14 protein-coding genes, 1 tRNA gene and 1 pseudogene are annotated in these 16,973 nt (G+C 70.7%); 12 read left to right on the top strand and 4 right to left on the bottom strand.

The window, feature by feature from the left end; genetic code table 11:
- Nucleotides 1–203 precede the first annotated feature (203 nt).
- Nucleotides 204–1,253 (top strand): annotated as a pseudogene (locus tag VA596_RS50590) (recombinase family protein); the annotation flags it as partial.
- Here the strand turns inward: VA596_RS50590 and VA596_RS01710 are convergent.
- Both VA596_RS01710 and VA596_RS01705 read right to left on the bottom strand, forming a co-directional pair.
- Entirely contained in the window at nucleotides 1,200–1,604 is a 405-nt protein-coding gene (locus VA596_RS01710; protein ID WP_323322871.1) for a hypothetical protein, read from the bottom strand. The pseudogene VA596_RS50590 and the gene VA596_RS01710 overlap by 54 nt on opposite strands.
- Before the next feature lie 361 nt (nucleotides 1,605–1,965).
- Nucleotides 1,966–2,038, bottom strand: a tRNA-Arg gene (locus VA596_RS01705).
- Nucleotides 2,039–2,186: 148 nt separating this feature from the next.
- On the opposite strand from VA596_RS01705, the gene VA596_RS01700 reads away from it, so the two are divergent.
- From VA596_RS01700 to VA596_RS01690, 3 genes are all read left to right on the top strand, one after another.
- Complete coding sequence (locus VA596_RS01700; RefSeq protein WP_323322869.1) at nucleotides 2,187–3,293, top strand: epoxide hydrolase family protein; 1,107 nt, start codon at nucleotides 2,187–2,189, stop codon at nucleotides 3,291–3,293.
- 170 nt (nucleotides 3,294–3,463) lie between these two features.
- Nucleotides 3,464–4,384 carry a cation diffusion facilitator family transporter gene (locus VA596_RS01695; RefSeq protein ID WP_323322867.1) on the top strand — a complete coding sequence of 307 codons (921 nt, stop codon included), beginning with the start codon at nucleotides 3,464–3,466 and terminating at the stop codon, nucleotides 4,382–4,384.
- The gene (locus VA596_RS01690; RefSeq protein ID WP_323322865.1) at nucleotides 4,381–4,851 is read left to right on the top strand and encodes a GNAT family N-acetyltransferase; all 471 of its coding nucleotides are present in this window, start codon (nucleotides 4,381–4,383) and stop codon (nucleotides 4,849–4,851) included. Before VA596_RS01695 ends, VA596_RS01690 begins: the two co-directional genes overlap by 4 nt.
- Before the next feature lie 3 nt (nucleotides 4,852–4,854).
- Here the strand turns inward: VA596_RS01690 and VA596_RS01685 are convergent, their stop codons facing one another.
- Together VA596_RS01685 and VA596_RS01680 are read right to left on the bottom strand one after the other, a co-directional pair.
- Complete coding sequence (locus VA596_RS01685; protein WP_323322863.1) at nucleotides 4,855–5,580, bottom strand: DUF305 domain-containing protein; 726 nt, start codon at nucleotides 5,578–5,580, stop codon at nucleotides 4,855–4,857.
- Nucleotides 5,577–6,407: a DUF3105 domain-containing protein gene (locus VA596_RS01680; RefSeq protein WP_323322861.1), complete on the bottom strand. Its 831-nt coding sequence runs from the start codon at nucleotides 6,405–6,407 to the stop codon at nucleotides 5,577–5,579. Before VA596_RS01680 ends, VA596_RS01685 begins: the two co-directional genes overlap by 4 nt.
- A gap of 185 nt (nucleotides 6,408–6,592) precedes the next feature.
- Between VA596_RS01680 and argS the strand changes: the two genes are divergently transcribed.
- From argS to prfA, 8 genes are all read left to right on the top strand, one after another.
- Complete coding sequence (gene argS, locus VA596_RS01675) at nucleotides 6,593–8,248, top strand: arginine--tRNA ligase (RefSeq protein ID WP_323322859.1); 1,656 nt, start codon at nucleotides 6,593–6,595, stop codon at nucleotides 8,246–8,248.
- A gap of 3 nt (nucleotides 8,249–8,251) precedes the next feature.
- The gene (lysA, locus tag VA596_RS01670) at nucleotides 8,252–9,682 is read left to right on the top strand and encodes a diaminopimelate decarboxylase (RefSeq protein ID WP_323322857.1); all 1,431 of its coding nucleotides are present in this window, start codon (nucleotides 8,252–8,254) and stop codon (nucleotides 9,680–9,682) included.
- A 5-nt stretch (nucleotides 9,683–9,687) separates the two neighbouring features.
- Entirely contained in the window at nucleotides 9,688–11,007 is a 1,320-nt protein-coding gene (locus VA596_RS01665) for a homoserine dehydrogenase (protein WP_323322855.1), read from the top strand.
- Nucleotides 11,004–12,065, top strand: a complete 1,062-nt coding sequence (gene thrC / locus VA596_RS01660) for a threonine synthase (RefSeq protein ID WP_323322853.1) — start codon at nucleotides 11,004–11,006, stop codon at nucleotides 12,063–12,065. Before VA596_RS01665 ends, thrC begins: the two co-directional genes overlap by 4 nt.
- Nucleotides 12,062–12,946, top strand: a complete 885-nt coding sequence (thrB, locus tag VA596_RS01655; RefSeq protein ID WP_323322851.1) for a homoserine kinase — start codon at nucleotides 12,062–12,064, stop codon at nucleotides 12,944–12,946. The genes thrC and thrB overlap by 4 nt, the downstream gene beginning before the upstream one ends.
- A gap of 410 nt (nucleotides 12,947–13,356) precedes the next feature.
- Nucleotides 13,357–15,369, top strand: coding sequence for a transcription termination factor Rho (gene rho / locus VA596_RS01650; protein WP_323322849.1), 2,013 nt, complete (start codon nucleotides 13,357–13,359; stop codon nucleotides 15,367–15,369).
- Between the two features lie 205 nt (nucleotides 15,370–15,574).
- Nucleotides 15,575–15,805, top strand: coding sequence for a 50S ribosomal protein L31 (gene rpmE / locus VA596_RS01645; protein ID WP_323322847.1), 231 nt, complete (start codon nucleotides 15,575–15,577; stop codon nucleotides 15,803–15,805).
- A 93-nt stretch (nucleotides 15,806–15,898) separates the two neighbouring features.
- Complete coding sequence (gene prfA / locus VA596_RS01640) at nucleotides 15,899–16,969, top strand: peptide chain release factor 1 (protein WP_323322845.1); 1,071 nt, start codon at nucleotides 15,899–15,901, stop codon at nucleotides 16,967–16,969.
- The last annotated feature ends 4 nt before the right edge of the window (nucleotides 16,970–16,973 follow it).

Raw genomic sequence — 16,973 nt, 5'->3', positions numbered from 1 at the left:
CGGCTGGTCGCCGAGCAGGCACGGGTGCTCTGGGAGGTGACGCAGTGGCAGGCCCGGAACAAGTCCGTGCGTGGGCCGGACAGCGCAGCGTAGGACGCCCTCGAAGCGCCTACAGCGAAGCGGCGGGCGGCGCTTCGGCCGGTGTCGCTGCGCGGCCGTCGTACCTTCGCTTCGCATGGCTCGGACGCGTGTCCACGAAGGACATGCAGGACCCAACGCTGTCTTTGCCGCGTCAGCTGGGGAACTCGCAGCGCGCCTTGCCCGAGGACGGCTTGATCGTCGCGCACTTTTACGACGTCGAGTCCGGGCGCATGGACCTCGACGCCCGCGGGAGCGGCCGCGCCCACGAACAATTCGAGATCCCCGTCCCGCGTGACGGCGGAATCCAGGACCTTCTCGCCGAAGCTCAGCGGCCGGATCGGCGCTTCGACTACGTCATCTGCGAGTCGATCGAGCGCACTGCCCGGCACATGTACTACGGCACCACCATCGAGCACCGCTTGGAACAGGCCGGAGTGCGCCTGCTGGCCTCCGACGAACCGTTCCAGCTCGGGCTGGTGGACGGACGCAAACCCAAGCGGGCCACTCAACTGCTCACGCGGCGGGTGAAGCAGACCCTGTCCGAGTTCTATGTCGTCGACATGCTGGAGAAGTCGTGGGACGGCTACGCCGTCCACACCGAGGCCGGCTACAACATCGGCAAGCCCTGCTACGGCTACCGCGCCCGGCACGTCCCGCACCCGGTCCCTGCCAAGCGGGCCAAGGGCGCCAAGAAGACGTTCCTCGAAGTCGACTCCGCACAGGCGCCCGCGGTGCGGAAGGCGTACCACTGGCGGATCACTGAACGCCTCGGCTACCAGGCGATCGCGGACCGGCTCAACCGCGACCCCGCCACCTATCCGCCGCCGGTTCCGGTCGACCCGAAGCGCGCCGTCGGCCACTGGACTTCCTCGAACGTGCGCGACGTCCTCACCAATCCGAAGTACACCGGGCACATGGTGTGGAACGTGCGCGGCCGCAAGTCCCGCGGCAACCAGTTCAATCCCGTCGAGGAGTGGATCTGGTCCGCGCAGCCAGTGCACGAAACTCTCGTCACGTTGGGGGATTGGCTGCAGGCCCAGGAAATCAGCAGACACCGGTTCGGGTCCCGCAGCACCAGCAACACCAACGTCAAGCATCCCCAGACCAAACGCAGCTACCTATTGCGCACCTACCTCTTCTGCGGCGGCTGCGGCCGACGCATGAACGGCAAAACCCGCCGTGGGCACGCCTACTACGTGTGCGCCCCGAAGAAGGGTTACGTCCCGGAGGGACATCCGGCCGCGGGCAGCTTCTGGATCCGCGAAGACGCGATCGTCGCCAAGCTCAACGAGTTCCTGTCGGCTCACATCTTCGGTGCCTACCGCCGCAGCCTGTTGGGCGACACCGCCCGAGAACTCGGCGCCGCCGCGAAGCGGGAACGGCAGCAGCGCATCGACGCCTTGCGCCGCGAGATCGACGACACCACGCGCATGATCAAGAACCTCGTCCGCAGCTTGGCTCTGTTCGACAGGCCGACCAAGGACCTTGTCGACGAAGTCAACGACGAACGCGACACTCTTCACAAACGCAAAGTTCAGCTCGAAGCCCAGCTCGCCGAAGTCGAAGAGCAGAATCAGCAGACGGCCAACCCCGACCTGCTTGACGCCTTGCCAATGGGCGAGGTCCAGGTGGAGGAGCTACCGGAGGATGTCGCCCGGCGGCTGTTCGAAGCGCTCCGGCTCGAACTCCGCTACTGCAGGAGCACCAACCGGGTGAAGTGCACGGTCACCTTGCTCGGGCCGACCGTCGCGGCGGCACGCCAGGCTGCTCACGAAGCGTCCATCTTGCCGTTCGCCCGAGACAGGCGGCTCGAACGGCGCAACCCTGAAAACAAGAAAGGGGAGGATGTCATGTCCGACATCTCTCCCGTTCCCATCCTTGCGGTGCCCTCGGCAGGATTCGAACCTGCGACACCTGCCTCCGGAGGGCAGTGCTCTATCCCCTGAGCTACGAGGGCCCATCGCTGGGCGACTCCGAAAGCTTAGCGCATCCCCCGCGGCCTGCGCGGGCAGGGCGGGGCAAACCGTATCCGCTGGTCAGTGTCGGAAAGTTGATCGATTCCCCCGGCAGTCGTTAGCGTGGAGGGCCCACCTGAAGGAGCTGTCGTGGTTGAGCCGTTCCGGGTCCCGCTCGATGAGGCCGACATCGCGGATCTGCGGGAGCGGCTGCGGCTGACCCGCTGGCCGGAGGCCGAGACCGTCGGTGACTGGTCGCAGGGCGCTCCGCTGTCCTACGTGCAGGACCTGTGCCGGTTCTGGGGTGAGGAGTACGACTTCGGGTTCGCCGCGCGGGTGAACGCCTTCCCGCAGTTCCGGGCCACCGTGGACGGTGTCGGCGCGCACTTCCTGCACGTCCGCTCGCCCGAACCGGACGCGCTGCCGCTCGTGCTGACGCACGGCTGGCCCGGGTCCGTGCTCGAGTTCCTCGACGTCCTCGGGCCGCTGACCGACCCCCGCAAGCACGGCGGGGATCCGGCCGACGCCTTCCACGTCGTCGCGCCGTCGCTGCCCGGGTTCGGGTGGAGCGACAAGCCCGCCCGGAAGATCCCGCGGGTCGCCGCGTTGTGGGACGAGCTGATGACCTCGCTCGGCTACGACCGCTACGGCGCCCAGGGTGGCGACTGGGGTGCGGCCGTCACGAACGCGCTCGCCGGCGTCGCGCCCGAGCGGGTCGCCGGGGTGCACGTCAACTTCGTGCCCGTGCGGATGGGGCAGGACGACTCGACGCCGGACGAGCGCCGGGCCTACGCCGACCTGGAGGAGTTCCGGCGGACCGGCGCCGGGTACTCGGCGCAGCAGGGCACCCGGCCGCAGACGCTCGGGTACGGCCTGACCGACTCGCCGGCCGGCCAGGCCGCCTGGATCGCCGAGAAGTTCTGGGCCTGGACCGACCACAAGGGACACCCGGAGGACGCCGTCTCCCGCGAAAAGCTCCTCGACGCGATCTCCGTCTACTGGTTCACCGCGACGGCCACCTCCTCGGCGCGGATGTACTGGGAGAACAACGACCGCGACCTGTCCCGGATCACCGTGCCGGCCGGGATTTCCGTGTTCCCCAAGGAGATCGTGCGGCCGTCGCGGCGCCAGGCGGAGCAGCGCTACGCCGACCTGCGCTGGTTCGAGAACCTGCCCGTCGGCGGCCACTTCGCCGCGCTCGAGCAGCCCGCACTCTTCGTCGAACAGGTCCGCGGCTTCTTCCGCCTGGTGCGCTAGCCGGCGCCGCAGTGTGACCGGTCCGACTGACGGGAAACCCCTCCTGGTGGATTGGTCCGTGCGGGTGGGCGGAGTAGCTTTCCGGGGGTGAACTTAGGGTGCCCTGTATTGCACATATGCGCATCTGACTATATGTTTGCTCTCGACGGTGAACCGGGAACGGAGGCGAAATGGGGCACGGACACGGGCACGGCCAGTCGGTCACGCCGGCGAGCGCGTCGGGCAAGTACACCCGCAGCCTGACGATCGCCCTCTGCGTCGGCGCCGGGTTCATGGTGCTGGAGTTCGTCGTGGGCTTCACGACCGGCTCGCTGGCCCTGATCTCGGACGCGGCGCACATGTTCACCGACGTCCTCGGGGTCGGCATGGCCCTGACCGCGATCATCCTGGCCCGCCGCTCCGGCCCCACGGTCAGCCGCACGTTCGGCCTCTACCGCGCCGAGGTGCTGGCCGCGCTCGGCAACGCGATCCTGCTGTTCGGCGTCGCGGGTTACGTCCTGATCGAGGCCGTCGGCCGGATCAGCGACCCGCCCGCGGTGCCCGGTCTCCCGGTGCTCCTGGCCGCGACGGCCGGCCTGGCGGCGAACATCGTGTCGTTCGCGGTGCTGCGCTCGGGCGCCAAGGAGAGCCTCAACGTCCGCGGCGCGTACCTCGAGGTGCTGGCCGACCTGATCGGCTCGGTGGGCGTCCTGCTCAGCGGCGCGCTGACGCTGCTCACGGGCTGGCGCTACGCCGACCCGATCATCGGTGTGGCGATCGGCCTGTTCGTGCTGCCCCGCACCTGGACGCTGGCGCGGCGGGCGTTGCGCATCCTCTTCCAGCACGCCCCGCAGGGCGTCGACGTCGGCGCGATCAGCGCGGAGCTGGCGGCGCTCCCGGGCGTCGCGGACGTGCACGACCTGCACGTCTGGACGCTGACGTCGGGCATGGAGGTGGCCTCGGCGCACCTGACGCTGGCCCCGCCGGCCCAGCAATCGGACGTCCTCACGGAGGCGCAGAACCTGCTCTCGACGCGGTACGCGATCGAGCACGCGACCCTGCAGGTGGAGGCGCCGCACTGCGCCCGCCGCTGCCAGGAGCTGTCCTGGTGACGCGGTCGTCCTGGTCCGAGTCGATCACCGAAGACTTCACCGCCCCGCGGGGGCTCACTGCCGAGCGGTTCCGCCTGGAACCCTTGGGGCCGCACCACAACGAGCGTGACCACGCGGCGTGGACGAGCAGCATCGAGCACGTGCGGTCGACGCCGGGCTTCGAGAGCGGGAGCTGGCCCCCGGCGGACGGGATGTCCCTGGAGCGCAACCTCGCCGACCTGCGCCGGCACGCCGACCAGTTCGCGAGCCGCGCCGGATTCACGTACTCGGTCGTCGAGGTGCCGGGGGACGACGTGATCGGCTGCGTGTACATCTACCCGGCCCGGGACGGCGCCGCCTCGGCGGACGTGCATTCCTGGGTCCGTGCCGACCGCGCCGACCTGGACCGGACGCTGTACCAGGTGGTGTCGGCCTGGCTGGCGGCCGACTGGCCCTTCGCGGACGTGCGGTACGCGCCCCGGCCGTAGCCGTTACGGCAGCGGCTGCGCGCCCCGGCCGGTGAGCATCAGCTTCATCTGGTCCATCTCCGCGCCCTGGGACGCGAGGATGCTGTTCACCAAGGCCTTCAGCGCCGGCAGGTTCGAGTGCTGCGACGCGTACTGCGCCATCGAGGTGCCGCCCTGGTGGTGGCGGAGCATCAGCTGTAGGAAGTAGACGTCGAACGCGCGGCCCGACAGCGAACGCAGCTTCGTCAGCTCCGTGTCCGTCGCCATGCCCGGCATCAGCGCGCCGCCGGACGGAGACACCGACTGAGGGGCCATCGACATGCCGTCGTGGCCCGACATCGGCTCCGTCATCCACTTCATCGGCGCGCCGATCGCCTGCTCCGGCTGGTCCCACAGCATGAGCCAGCCCTTCATGCGCCCGACCTGCTCGAGCTGTGTGCGCTCGATGTCGAACGCGAGCTGCTTGATCTCCGGGTCGGTCGTGCGGTCGCGGGCGATGCCCGACATCGTGACCGCCTGCAGGTGGTGCGTCGACATGTCCTGCGCGAAGCCGACCTCGACCGAGTCGCGGGCCGGGGTGGCCGTGGACGCCGGGTCGTCGACGGCGCGGGTGACGAACATCCCCGCGACGCCGCCGATCAGCAGGACCGCCAGCAGCGTCCCGCCGATGATCACCCAGCGCGACCACGTCGGCTGCTCGATGACCTCGTCCAGGTGGGTGTCGAGGTCGAGGTCGGCTTCGGAACTCACTGGGACGGCGCGCCCGAGGCGGGAGCGGAGGCCGGGGCGGACACCGGCGCGGTCGGCATGCCGGCGGAGGGAGCGCCCTGCTCACCCTGCGCGGCGGTGCTGCCCTTGTAGTCCATCGGCTTCGCGTCCGGGCCCGGCTTCGACGGGTCGAACGGCGGCGGGTTGTCCGGGTCGAACGAGCCCGGCACCGCGTCGCAGGACGCGCCGACCTCGGGGTAGACGCCGTTCGGGTTGCTGCGCAGGGCCGCGATGAACTCGTCGATCCGCGGGTCGTCGGCGCTGTCCAGCTTCAGCTGGTGGCCCCAGGACTGCAGCGAGATCGGCTTGTCGAGGCCGGGGTAGGGCGACAGCATCGTGAACGGCTTGTCCTTGGCGCGCACACTCAGCAGGTTCAGCGCGTCACCCGAGATCTGCTGCGGGTTGTAGGCGATCCACACGGCGCCGTGCTCGAGCGCGTGCACCATGTTCTCGGTGCGGACGGCGTTCGGGTAGACGATGCCGGTGCAGGTGGCCCACGTCTGGTCGTGCGGGCCGCCGAACGGCGGGGTCTTGTCGTAGGCGACGCGCTCGGTCGGGAGCACGTGCACGCTGCCGGTGTAGGTCGCGGTGACCACGCCGGGGATGCGCTTCGACGGGTCCGGGTCGGACGCGGTCGGCGCGAACGAGGCGGCGGCCTCTTCCCGGCCGGCCTGGTCACGCTTCGGCGCGGACGCGATCATGTAGTAGGTGATCACGGCGGCAGCCAGGGCGACGATGGCCACGACCGCGATGATCGTGCCCCACGGCGTGCCCTTCTTGCTCACGACGGACCCGCGGGCCGCCTTCACGGCCGACCCCTTTTTCCGAGTTGTCCGGTTCGCCATGGCTCCCGCGTTCTCCCTCTGGTGACTGCGGACGGATTCCCGCCCGGGCCAGTGTAGAGACCACGCGTCTGATCACGGTTAACACCTCACACGGAACCGCCCCGAGACCGCCGGAACCGCCCGACCTGGGCACACCTAGAATTCGCGGAGTGACTCCCGCCGCTCTCGCCGACCTGGTCCGCAGCTCCGCCGTGCAGGTACTGACCGCACGCGGCATCGACGACGCCGTGCTGCCGGAGCAGGTGACCATCGAACGCCCGCGCAACCCCGACCACGGCGACTACGCGACGAACCTGGCCCTGCAGGTGGCCAAGAAGGCGGGGCTGAAGCCGCGCGAGTTCGCCGAGGCGCTGGCCGAAGCGGTCGCGGCCACCGACGGCGTCGCCTCCGCCGAAGTGGCCGGCCCCGGTTTCCTCAACTTCCGCCTGGCCGCCGCGGCGCAGGGTGACATCGTGCGCCAGGTCCTCGACGCCGGCGACGCCTTCGGCCGCGGCGACGCGCTGGCCGGCACCCGGATCAACCTCGAGTTCGTCTCGGCCAACCCCACCGGCCCGATCCACCTGGGCGGCACCCGCTGGGCCGCGGTCGGCGACGCGCTGGGCCGCGTGCTCGGCGCGCAGGGCGCCGACGTCACCCGCGAGTACTACTTCAACGACGCCGGCGCCCAGATCGACCGGTTCGTCCGGTCCCTGATCGCCGCCGCGAAGGGCGAGCCGGCCCCGGAGGACGGCTACGCGGGCGGCTACATCAACGACATCGCCGCCGAGGTCATCAAGGCCGAGCCGAGCGCGCTCTCGCTGCCGGAGGACGAGCGCCACGAGACGTTCCGCCGGATCGGCATCAACCTGATGTTCACCGAGATCAAGCAGAGCCTGCACGACTTCGGCACCGACTTCGACGTCTACTTCCACGAGAACTCGCTGCACGAGTCGGGCGCGGTCGACGCCGCCGTCCAGCAGCTGAAGGACTCCGGGAACCTCTACTTCGAAGACGGCGCCTGGTGGCTGAAGTCGTCGGAGTACGGCGACGACAAGGACCGCGTCGTCATCAAGCAGGACGGCAACCCGGCCTACATCGCCGGGGACCTGGCCTACTTCAAGGACAAGCGCAACCGCGGCTTCGACCTGTGCATCTACATGCTCGGCGCGGACCACCACGGCTACATCGCCCGGCTCAAGGCCGCCGCGGCCGCGTTCGGCGACGACCCGGCCACGGTCGAGGTGCTGATCGGCCAGATGGTCAACCTGGTCAGCGAGGGCAAGCCGGTGCGGATGTCCAAGCGCGCGGGCACCGTGATCACCATGGAGGACCTGGTCGAGGCCGTCGGCGTCGACCCGGCCCGCTACGAGCTGATCCGCTACTCCGTCGACTCCACTTTGGACGTCGACCTGGACCTGCTGCGCAAGCACTCCAACGACAACCCGGTCTACTACGTCCAGTACGCCCACTCCCGGATCCGCTCGATCGAGCGCGCGGCCGCCGACCTCGGCCTCGAGTCCGATGTGGACGTCGACTTCGGACTCCTGACGTCGGACGCCGAGGGCGACCTCATCCGCACCGTCGGCGAGTTCCCGGAAACCGTGCGCCGTGCCGCCGACATGCGGGAGCCGCACCGGATCGCGCGCTACCTCGAAGAACTCGCGGGCGCCTTCCACAAGTCCTACAACTCGAGCCGCGTGCTGCCGATGGGCGACGAGGAGGCCACCCCTCTGACGTTCGCGCGGCTCGCGCTCTACAAGGCCGCACGTCAGGTGCTCGCCAACGGCCTCGCGCTGCTCGGCGTCACCGCACCGGAACGGATGTAATCGATGGCGCACCCCGCGGGCCCACGGCACGCCGACGTCTACCCCCACGCCGACTCCTCCGGGTTCCCGCCCGCGAGCGGCGACGAGCTCGACCACCTCTACCCGAAGGTCTGGCCCCGCAACACCTTCCGCGGCGCCGACGGCGTCGTGCGGATCGCCGGCGTCGACGTGCGCGAGCTGGCCGAGCAGCACGGCACGCCGCTGTTCGTGGTCGACGAGGCCGACTTCAAGTCCCGCTGCGCGGACTACGCCGAGGCGTTCGACGACCCGGCGCTCGTGCACTACGCGTCCAAGGCGTTCCTCTCCATCGAGATCGCCCGCTGGGTGGCCGAGCAGGGGCTGAGCCTGGACGTCTGCAGCGGCGGCGAGCTCGCCGTGGCGCAGCGCGCGAACTTCCCGGCCGAGCGGATCACCTTCCACGGCAACAACAAGTCGCCGGCGGAGCTCGAGGCCGCGGTCGTCGCGGGCGTCGGCACGGTCGTGCTCGACTCCTACTACGAGATCGCCCGGCTGGCCGACATCGCCGCGCGCCACGACGTCGTGCAGGCGGTGCTGATCCGGGTGACCGTCGGCGTCGAGGCGCACACCCACGAGTTCATCGCGACGGCCCACGAGGACCAGAAGTTCGGCTTCTCGCTGGCCTCGGGCGACGCCGCCGAGGCGGTGCGGCGGGTGCTCAACGCGCCGTCGCTGAAGCTGGCCGGCCTGCACAGCCACATCGGCTCGCAGATCTTCGACGCCGACGGCTTCGAGGTCGCCGCCCGCCGCGTCGTCGGGCTGCTCGCCGACCTGGCCAAGGAGCACGGCCCCGAGCTGCTCGACCAGCTGAGCCTGGTCGACCTCGGCGGCGGGTTCGGCATCGCCTACACCGACAAGGACAACCCGCCGCCGCCGGCGCAGATGATCACGCAGATCCGCGAGATCGTCCGCAAGGAGTGCGCCTACGCCGGGCTCCCGGTGCCGCGCATCGCCGGCGAGCCGGGCCGCGCGATCGCCGGTCCCGGCACGATCACGCTCTACGAGGTCGGCACCATCAAGGACGTCGCGCTGGGCGACAACGCGGTGCGCCGGTACGTGAGCGTCGACGGCGGGATGAGCGACAACATCCGGACCGCGCTCTACGACGCGGTGTACGACGTCCGGCTGGTGTCCCGCTCCGCGAGCGACAACGACCAGCCGGTGCACGCCGTGCTGTCCCGGGTCGTGGGAAAACACTGTGAGTCCGGCGACATCGTCGTACGAGACTGCTGGCTGCCCGACACGCTGGCTCCCGGCGACCTGCTGGCGGTCGCGGCGACCGGGGCCTACTGCTACTCGATGGCGAGCACGTACAACCGGCAGCCGCGCCCGGCCGTGGTCGCCGTGCGCAACGGCGGCGCCCGGCTGCTGCTGCGGCGCGAGACGACCGACGACATGCTGCGCCTGGAGGTCTGAGAACCGTGTCCGAACGCTGGGACTCTTCAAAGCGTGCCATCAGGGTCGCCCTGCTCGGCTGCGGGACCGTGGGCGGCGAGGTCGCCAGGTTGCTCACCGAGCAGGCCGCCGAGCTGGCCGCCCGGGCCGGCGTGCCGGTCGAGCTGGCCGGCATCGCGGTCCGCCGCCCGGACAAGCACCCCGAGCTGCCGCCGGAGCTGCTGACCGCCGACGCCGAGAAACTCGTGACCAGCGACGACGTCGACGTCGTGGTCGAGCTCGTCGGCGGGATCGAGCCGGTGCGCAGCTGGCTGCTCGCCGCGCTCAAGGCCGGGAAGTCCGTGGTCACCGCGAACAAGGCGCTGCTCGCCGAGCACTCCGCCGACCTGTTCGAGGCGGCCGACGCCGCCGGGGCCGACCTCTACTTCGAGGCCGCGGTCGCCGGGGCCATCCCGCTGCTGCGCCCGCTGCGCGAGTCGCTGGCCGGTGACCGGATCACCCGCGTGATGGGCATCGTCAACGGCACCACGAACTACATCCTGTCCGCGATGGACTCCACAGGCGCCGGTTACGCCGAGACGCTCGACGAGGCCAGCTGGCTCGGGTACGCCGAGGCCGACCCGACCGCCGACGTCGACGGCTACGACGCCGCGTCCAAGGCCGCGATCCTCGCGTCCCTCGCCTTCCACACCCGGGTGACGGCCGCGGACGTGCACCGCGAGGGCATCGCCGACGTCACCGCCGCCGACCTCGGCGCGGCCCGCCTGCTCGGCCGCACGGTCAAGCTGCTGGCGATCTGCGAGCGGGTGACCGACGACGACGGCGTCGAGTCGGTGTCCGCCCGCGTGCACCCGGTGATGATCCCGCGCAGCCACCAGCTGGCCGGCGTCGGCGGCGCGTTCAACGCCGTCTACGTCGAGGCCGACGCGGCCGGCGAGCTGATGTTCTACGGCCAGGGCGCGGGCGGCGCGCCGACGGCGAGCGCGGTGCTCGGCGACCTGGTCGCGGTGGCCCGCAACCGGGTGGCCGGCGGGCGCGGCCCGCGCGAGTCGGCGCACGCGGCGCTGCCGGTGCGGCCGATGGGCCAGACCCCGACCCGGTACCACGTAAGCCTTTCCGTGGCCGACCGCGCCGGGGTGCTCGCCCAGGTGGCGCAAGCGTTCGCCGCGCACGGCGTGAGCATCGCGGCGGTGCGCCAGCTCCACGTCGCCGACCGCGCGAGCCTGGTCGTCGTGACGCACCAGGCCCCGGACGCGGCCCTGCAGTCCACTGTGGACGAGATCGCGAAGCTCGACGTCGTCCACGAAGTCGTCAGCGTGATGCGCGTGGAAGGCGAAGACGCATGATCAGCCAACCTTGGCCGGGAATCATCGAGGCCTACCGGGACCGCGTTCCGGTCCCGGACGGTGCGCGGGTGGTCACCCTGGGGGAGGGCAACACCCCGCTGCTGCCCGCCCGGTACCTGTCCGAGCTGACCGGTTGCGACGTCCACCTCAAGGTCGAGGGCGCGAACCCGACGGGCTCGTTCAAGGACCGCGGCATGACCGTGGCCATCACGCACGCGCTCGCCAGCGGCCTCAAGGCGGTGATCTGCGCGTCGACCGGCAACACCTCGGCCTCGGCCGCCGCCTACGCCGTCCGCGCCGGGCTCACCTGCGCGGTGCTCGTGCCGCAGGGCAAGATCGCCATGGGCAAGCTCGCCCAGGCCGTGCTGCACGGCGCACGGATCCTGCAGGTCGACGGCAACTTCGACGACTGCCTCGAGCTGGCCCGCAAGACCGCGGCCGACTACCCCGTCACCCTGGTCAACTCGGTCAACCCGGTGCGCATCGCGGGCCAGAAGACCGCCGCCTTCGAGATCTGCGACGTGCTCGGCACGGCCCCGGACATCCACTGCCTGCCGGTCGGCAACGCCGGGAACATCACCGCCTACTGGGCGGGGTACTCGGAGTACGCGGCCGACGGTGTGGTGAAGAACACCCCGCGGATGTTCGGCTTCCAGGCGGCCGGCGCCGCGCCGCTCGTGCTCGGCGAGCCGGTGGCCGAGCCCGACACGATCGCGACCGCGATCCGGATCGGCAGCCCCGCGTCGTGGACCGCCGCGGTCAAGGCGAGGGACGAGTCGGACGGGCTCTTCGAGGCCGTCACCGACGAGAAGATCCTCGAGGCCTACCGGCTGCTGGCCGGGCGTGAAGGCGTGTTCGTCGAGCCGGCGTCGGCCACCAGCGTGGCCGGCCTGCTCGCGACGGCCGCCGACGGCCGGCTGCCGAAGGGCGCCACGGTCGTCTGCACCGTCACGGGTCACGGCCTGAAGGACCCGCAGACCGCCCTGGCGGGCAACGTCGAGGTCGAACCGCTGGCGGTCGACCCCTCGGCGGTCGCGGCGGCGCTGGACCTGCGGTGAGCGGGTTCCGCGTCACCGTCCCGGCGTCGACGGCGAACCTCGGGCCGGGCTTCGACGCGTTCGGCCTGGCGCTGGCGCTCTACGACGTCGTCGAGGTGCAGGTCACCGACGCCGGCCTCAAGGTCGAGGTGCTCGACGCGGGCGCGGGCGGCGTCGCCGACGTGCCCACCGACGAGACCCACCTCGTGGTGCGGGCCATCCGCCGGACCTGCGCGCACCTCGGCGTCGAGCCGCCCGGCCTGCACCTGCGCTGCTTCAACGCGATCCCGCACGCGCGCGGGCTGGGGTCTTCGGCGGCCGCGGTGGTGTCCGGAGTCGCCGCCGGGTACGCGCTGGCGGGCCGGGAGATCGACGAGTTCGACGCGCTGCAGCTGGCCGCGGGCTTCGAGGGCCACGCCGACAACGCGGCGGCGAGCCTGTTCGGCGGGCTCGTGCTGGCCTGGTGCGCGGGCGCGGAGTTCCACGCCGAGCGGCTCACCCCGCACGCGGCCATCCGGCCGGTCGTCGCGGTCCCGGCGGTCCGCTCGGCCACCGCGACCACCCGCGGCCTGCTGCCGGCGACCGTGCCGCACGCCGACGCCGCGCACAACGCGGGCCGCGCGGCGCTGGCCGTGCACGCGCTCACGGCCAAGCCGGAGCTGCTCCTGGCGGCCACGGAAGACCGCCTGCACCAGCACTACCGCGCGCCCGCCTACCCGGCGAGCACCGGGCTGGTGGACACGCTGCGTGCACAGGGCGTGGCCGCGGCGATCTCCGGCGCGGGCCCGACGGTGCTCGCGCTGACCACGACGGGAATATTGCCGCCAGGAGCGGGTGTTGAGGGTTTCGACGTCTACGAGCTGCCCGCGGATCTCGCGGGTGTGCAGGTTGCGGCTCAGTAAAGGCTGGGTCACGTGCCTGCGGTGGGTCCCGCCACGCGGGGGGTGGTTGTTGCACCCGGCACCGCCGCGGTCTACCCTCGGGGGCGTTCGATCACCGTGCGTTTCCGCACCCGGTGCCGGTCCTGGGAGCTTTCCCGGATGGCATCCTTCGTCGATCCGCCAGATCCGCACCGCCTGGCAAGCGGGGTAACGCGGAGGGACGCAGGCGGGTTTCCGGTTTCGGCGGTGCCGAATTTCGTGTCCTCCGAATGGAGGACGCAAACCCCTGTGGTGGAGGCGCTCCAGCTGTGTTTCGCACGGCCGAAGAGCTCATCTCCCGTATCGGGGGGCAGTTACGCCGGTTCGCGATCAGAAGCGAGCGGCAGTCCGCTGATCCGCCTGGAGGCGTGGATCGGTCAGGAAGGACATGTGTGAGCAACACCGATCTTTTGAGCGACGTGGGTAACGGCGCCGCGGAGTCGAACGGCACGGCCCCCGCTCCCAAGAAGACGGTCGGCGGGTTGACCGGCAAGACTGTGGCCGAACTGCGTTCGCTGGCTGGGGAGCTCGGCGTCGGCGAGACGACGGGCATGCGCAAGGGCGACCTGATCGCCGCGATCCGTGAGCGCCAGGGCAAGTCTCGCAAGCGTGCGGCGAACGAGACCCTGCCACTGGAAGGCGTCGGCGAACCGCCGAAGTCGTCCCCGAAGAGCGAGCCCAAGGCCGCCACGGCCCCGGTCGAGACGAAGCCGGAGCCGAAGAAGGCCGTGGCCGCGGAGGCTTCCGTCGAGGCGCCGGCCGCGCCGGCGGACACCCAGCCGCAGGCCGAGCGCCCGCAGCAGGACAAGCAGGACGGTCAGCAGGGCCAGGACGGCGCGCCCGAGGAGGGCGGCCGTAGCCGGCGTCGCCGCGGTTCCAACCGCGCCGCCGGCGCGCCCGAAAGCCAGGGCGGTGACCGTCAGAACGGCAGCGACCGCCAGGGCGGCGGCGACCGGCAGCAGAGCGACCGGCAGAACGGCGCGGACCGGCAGCAGGGCGACCGCCAGCAGGGCCAGGGCGGTGGCAACCGCGACCAGCAGCGTCAGGGCGGCGGCAACCGCAACGACCGCCAGGACGGCAACCGCCAGCGCAACCAGCAGGACGGCGGCAACCGCGGCGGCCAGGACAACCGCGCCCAGCAGCCGCAGGACGACGACGAGGAAGGCGGCCGTCGCGGCCGTCGCTTCCGCGACCGTCGCCGCCGGGGCAGCGGGGGCGGCCAGCGGGACGCCGGTTCGCCGGACACCGAGATCCGCGAGGACGACGTCCTGCTGCCCGTGGCGGGCATCCTGGACGTGCTCGACAACTACGCGTTCGTCCGCACCTCGGGCTACCTCGCCGGGCCGAACGACGTGTACGTCTCGCTTTCGCTGGTCCGCAAGTACGGCCTGCGCCGTGGTGACGCCATCACCGGCGTCGTGCGCCAGCCGCGTGACGGCGAGCAGCAGCGGCAGAAGTTCAACCCGCTGGTGCGCGTCGACTCGATCAACGGCCTGGAGCCGGACGAGGCCAAGCGGCGTCCCGACTTCACCAAGCTGACCCCGCTGTACCCGAACGAGCGGCTGCGCCTCGAGACCGAGTCGCACAAGCTCACGACCCGCGTGATCGACCTGATCATGCCGGTCGGCAAGGGGCAGCGCGCCCTGATCGTGTCGCCGCCGAAGGCCGGTAAGACCACGATCATGCAGGACATCGCGAACGCGATCTCCACGAACAACCCCGAGTGCCACCTGATGGTCGTCCTGGTCGACGAGCGTCCGGAAGAGGTCACGGACATGCAGCGCTCGGTGAAGGGTGAGGTCATCGCCTCGACCTTCGACCGGCCGCCGGCGGACCACACCTCGGTCGCGGAGCTGTCGATCGAGCGGGCCAAGCGCCTGGTCGAGATGGGCCACGACGTCGTCGTGCTGCTCGACTCGATCACGCGGCTCGGCCGCGCGTACAACCTGGCGGCCCCGGCGTCCGGCCGGATCCTGTCCGGTGGTGTCGACTCGACCGCGCTCTACCCACCGAAGCGGTTCCTCGGCGCGGCGCGCAACATCGAGAACGGCGGCTCGCTGACCATCTTCGCCACGGCGATGGTGGAGACCGGGTCGACGATGGACACGGTCATCTTCGAGGAGTTCAAGGGCACCGGTAACGCGGAGCTCAAGCTCGACCGCAAGATCGCCGAGCGCCGGGTGTTCCCGGCCGTCGACGTCAACCCGTCGGGTACCCGCAAGGACGAGCTCCTGCTGAACCCGGACGAGCTGGCCGTGACCGTGAAGCTGAGCCGGGTGCTGCACGCGCTCGACTCGCAGCAGGCCATCGACCTGCTGATCTCGCGGCTGCGCAAGACGAAGACGAACACCGAGTTCCTCATGCAGGTTTCGAAGACCGCCCTCGGCGGCAACGAAGACGACTGAGCCTCGGCCGAACGTCCGTGAAGGCCTCCTTACCGGCTCTCAGCGCCGGGAAGGAGGCCTTCACGGCTTTCCGGGGCGGGAATACCAGGTCAACGGGGTCTGTTCAAGTACTCGTCAGCCTGTCTGGCAGAATTACCCGCTGAAGTCCGGCACCGGTTCACCCCGCTCGAAGACTGGGGACCCGGAGCCAACGAGAGAGGACACCATGAAGAGCGGTATTCACCCCGAGTACGTGGTCACGAACGTCGACTGCGACTGCGGTAACACCTTCACGACGCGCAGCACCAAGACCAGCGGCAGCATCCACGTCGAGATCTGCTCCAACTGCCACCCGTTCTACACGGGCAAGCAGAAGATCATGGACACCGGTGGCCGCGTGGCGCGCTTCGAGGCTCGCTACGGCAAGCGTCAGAAGAAGGACGCCGACGCCAAGTAGCTTTTTTCACGGCGCCCACCCGCACGCGCGGGTGGGCGCCGTTCTTTTTGGATGGACACGGCGTGTGCAGAACCGAGCTGAGAGGTGGCAGAGGTGGATTCGAGCTCGCTCAAGGGGCTGCTCGCCGAACACGCGGAGCTGGAGACCCAGCTGGCGGACCCGGCGGTGCACGCCGACCAGGCGCGCGCCCGCAAGCTCGGCCGCCGCTACGCCGAGCTGACGCCCGTGGTGCGGGCCGTCCACGAGCTCGACACCACCCGTGACGACCTCGCGGCGGCGAAGGAGATGGCCTCGGAAGACGCGGAGTTCGCCGCGGAGGCCGAGCAGCTGAGCGCGCGGATCCCCGAGCTGGAGTCGAAGCTCACCGAGCTGCTGCTGCCGCGCGACCCGTACGACGGCTCGGACGTCGTCATGGAGATCAAGTCCGGCGAAGGTGGCGAGGAGTCGGCGCTGTTCGCCGGCGACCTGCTGCGGATGTACCTGCGCTACGCCGAGCGGCACGGCTGGAAGGCCGAGGTGCTCGACTCGGTCGACTCCGACCTGGGCGGCTTCAAGGACGTCACGCTCTCGATCAAGACGAAGGCGGCGGTCGTCGACGGCGTCTGGTCCCGCCTGAAGTTCGAGGGCGGCGTGCACCGCGTCCAGCGGGTGCCGGCCACCGAGTCGCAGGGCCGGATCCACACGTCGGCGTCCGGGGTGCTGATCTACCCGGAGCCCGAAGAGGTCGAGGTCGAGATCGACCCGAACGACCTGCGCATCGACGTCTTCCGCTCGTCCGGCCCGGGCGGCCAGAGCGTCAACACGACCGACTCGGCGGTGCGGATCACCCACCTGCCGACCGGCATCGTCGTCTCGTGCCAGAACGAGAAGTCGCAGATCCAGAACCGCGCCCGCGCGCTGCAGGTGCTGCAGGCCCGCCTCCAGGCGGTCGCCGAGGAGGAGGCCGCGGCCAAGGCGTCCGACGCCCGCCGCTCGCAGGTCCGCACGGTCGACCGCTCGGAGCGCATCCGCACGTACAACTTCCCCGAGAACCGCATCTCGGACCACCGGGTGAACTACAAGGCGTACAACCTCGACCAGGTCCTGGACGGCGACCTGGACGGCGTGCTGGACGCCCTGGCGACCGCGGACCGCGAAGAACGCCTGGCCCTCTCGGCCGGCTGACCCC

The organism is Amycolatopsis heterodermiae (genome assembly GCF_034929455.1).
GTDB classification, from domain to species: Bacteria; Actinomycetota; Actinomycetes; order Mycobacteriales; family Pseudonocardiaceae; genus Amycolatopsis; species Amycolatopsis heterodermiae.
This window is presented reverse-complemented; position numbering and strand designations above follow the sequence as displayed.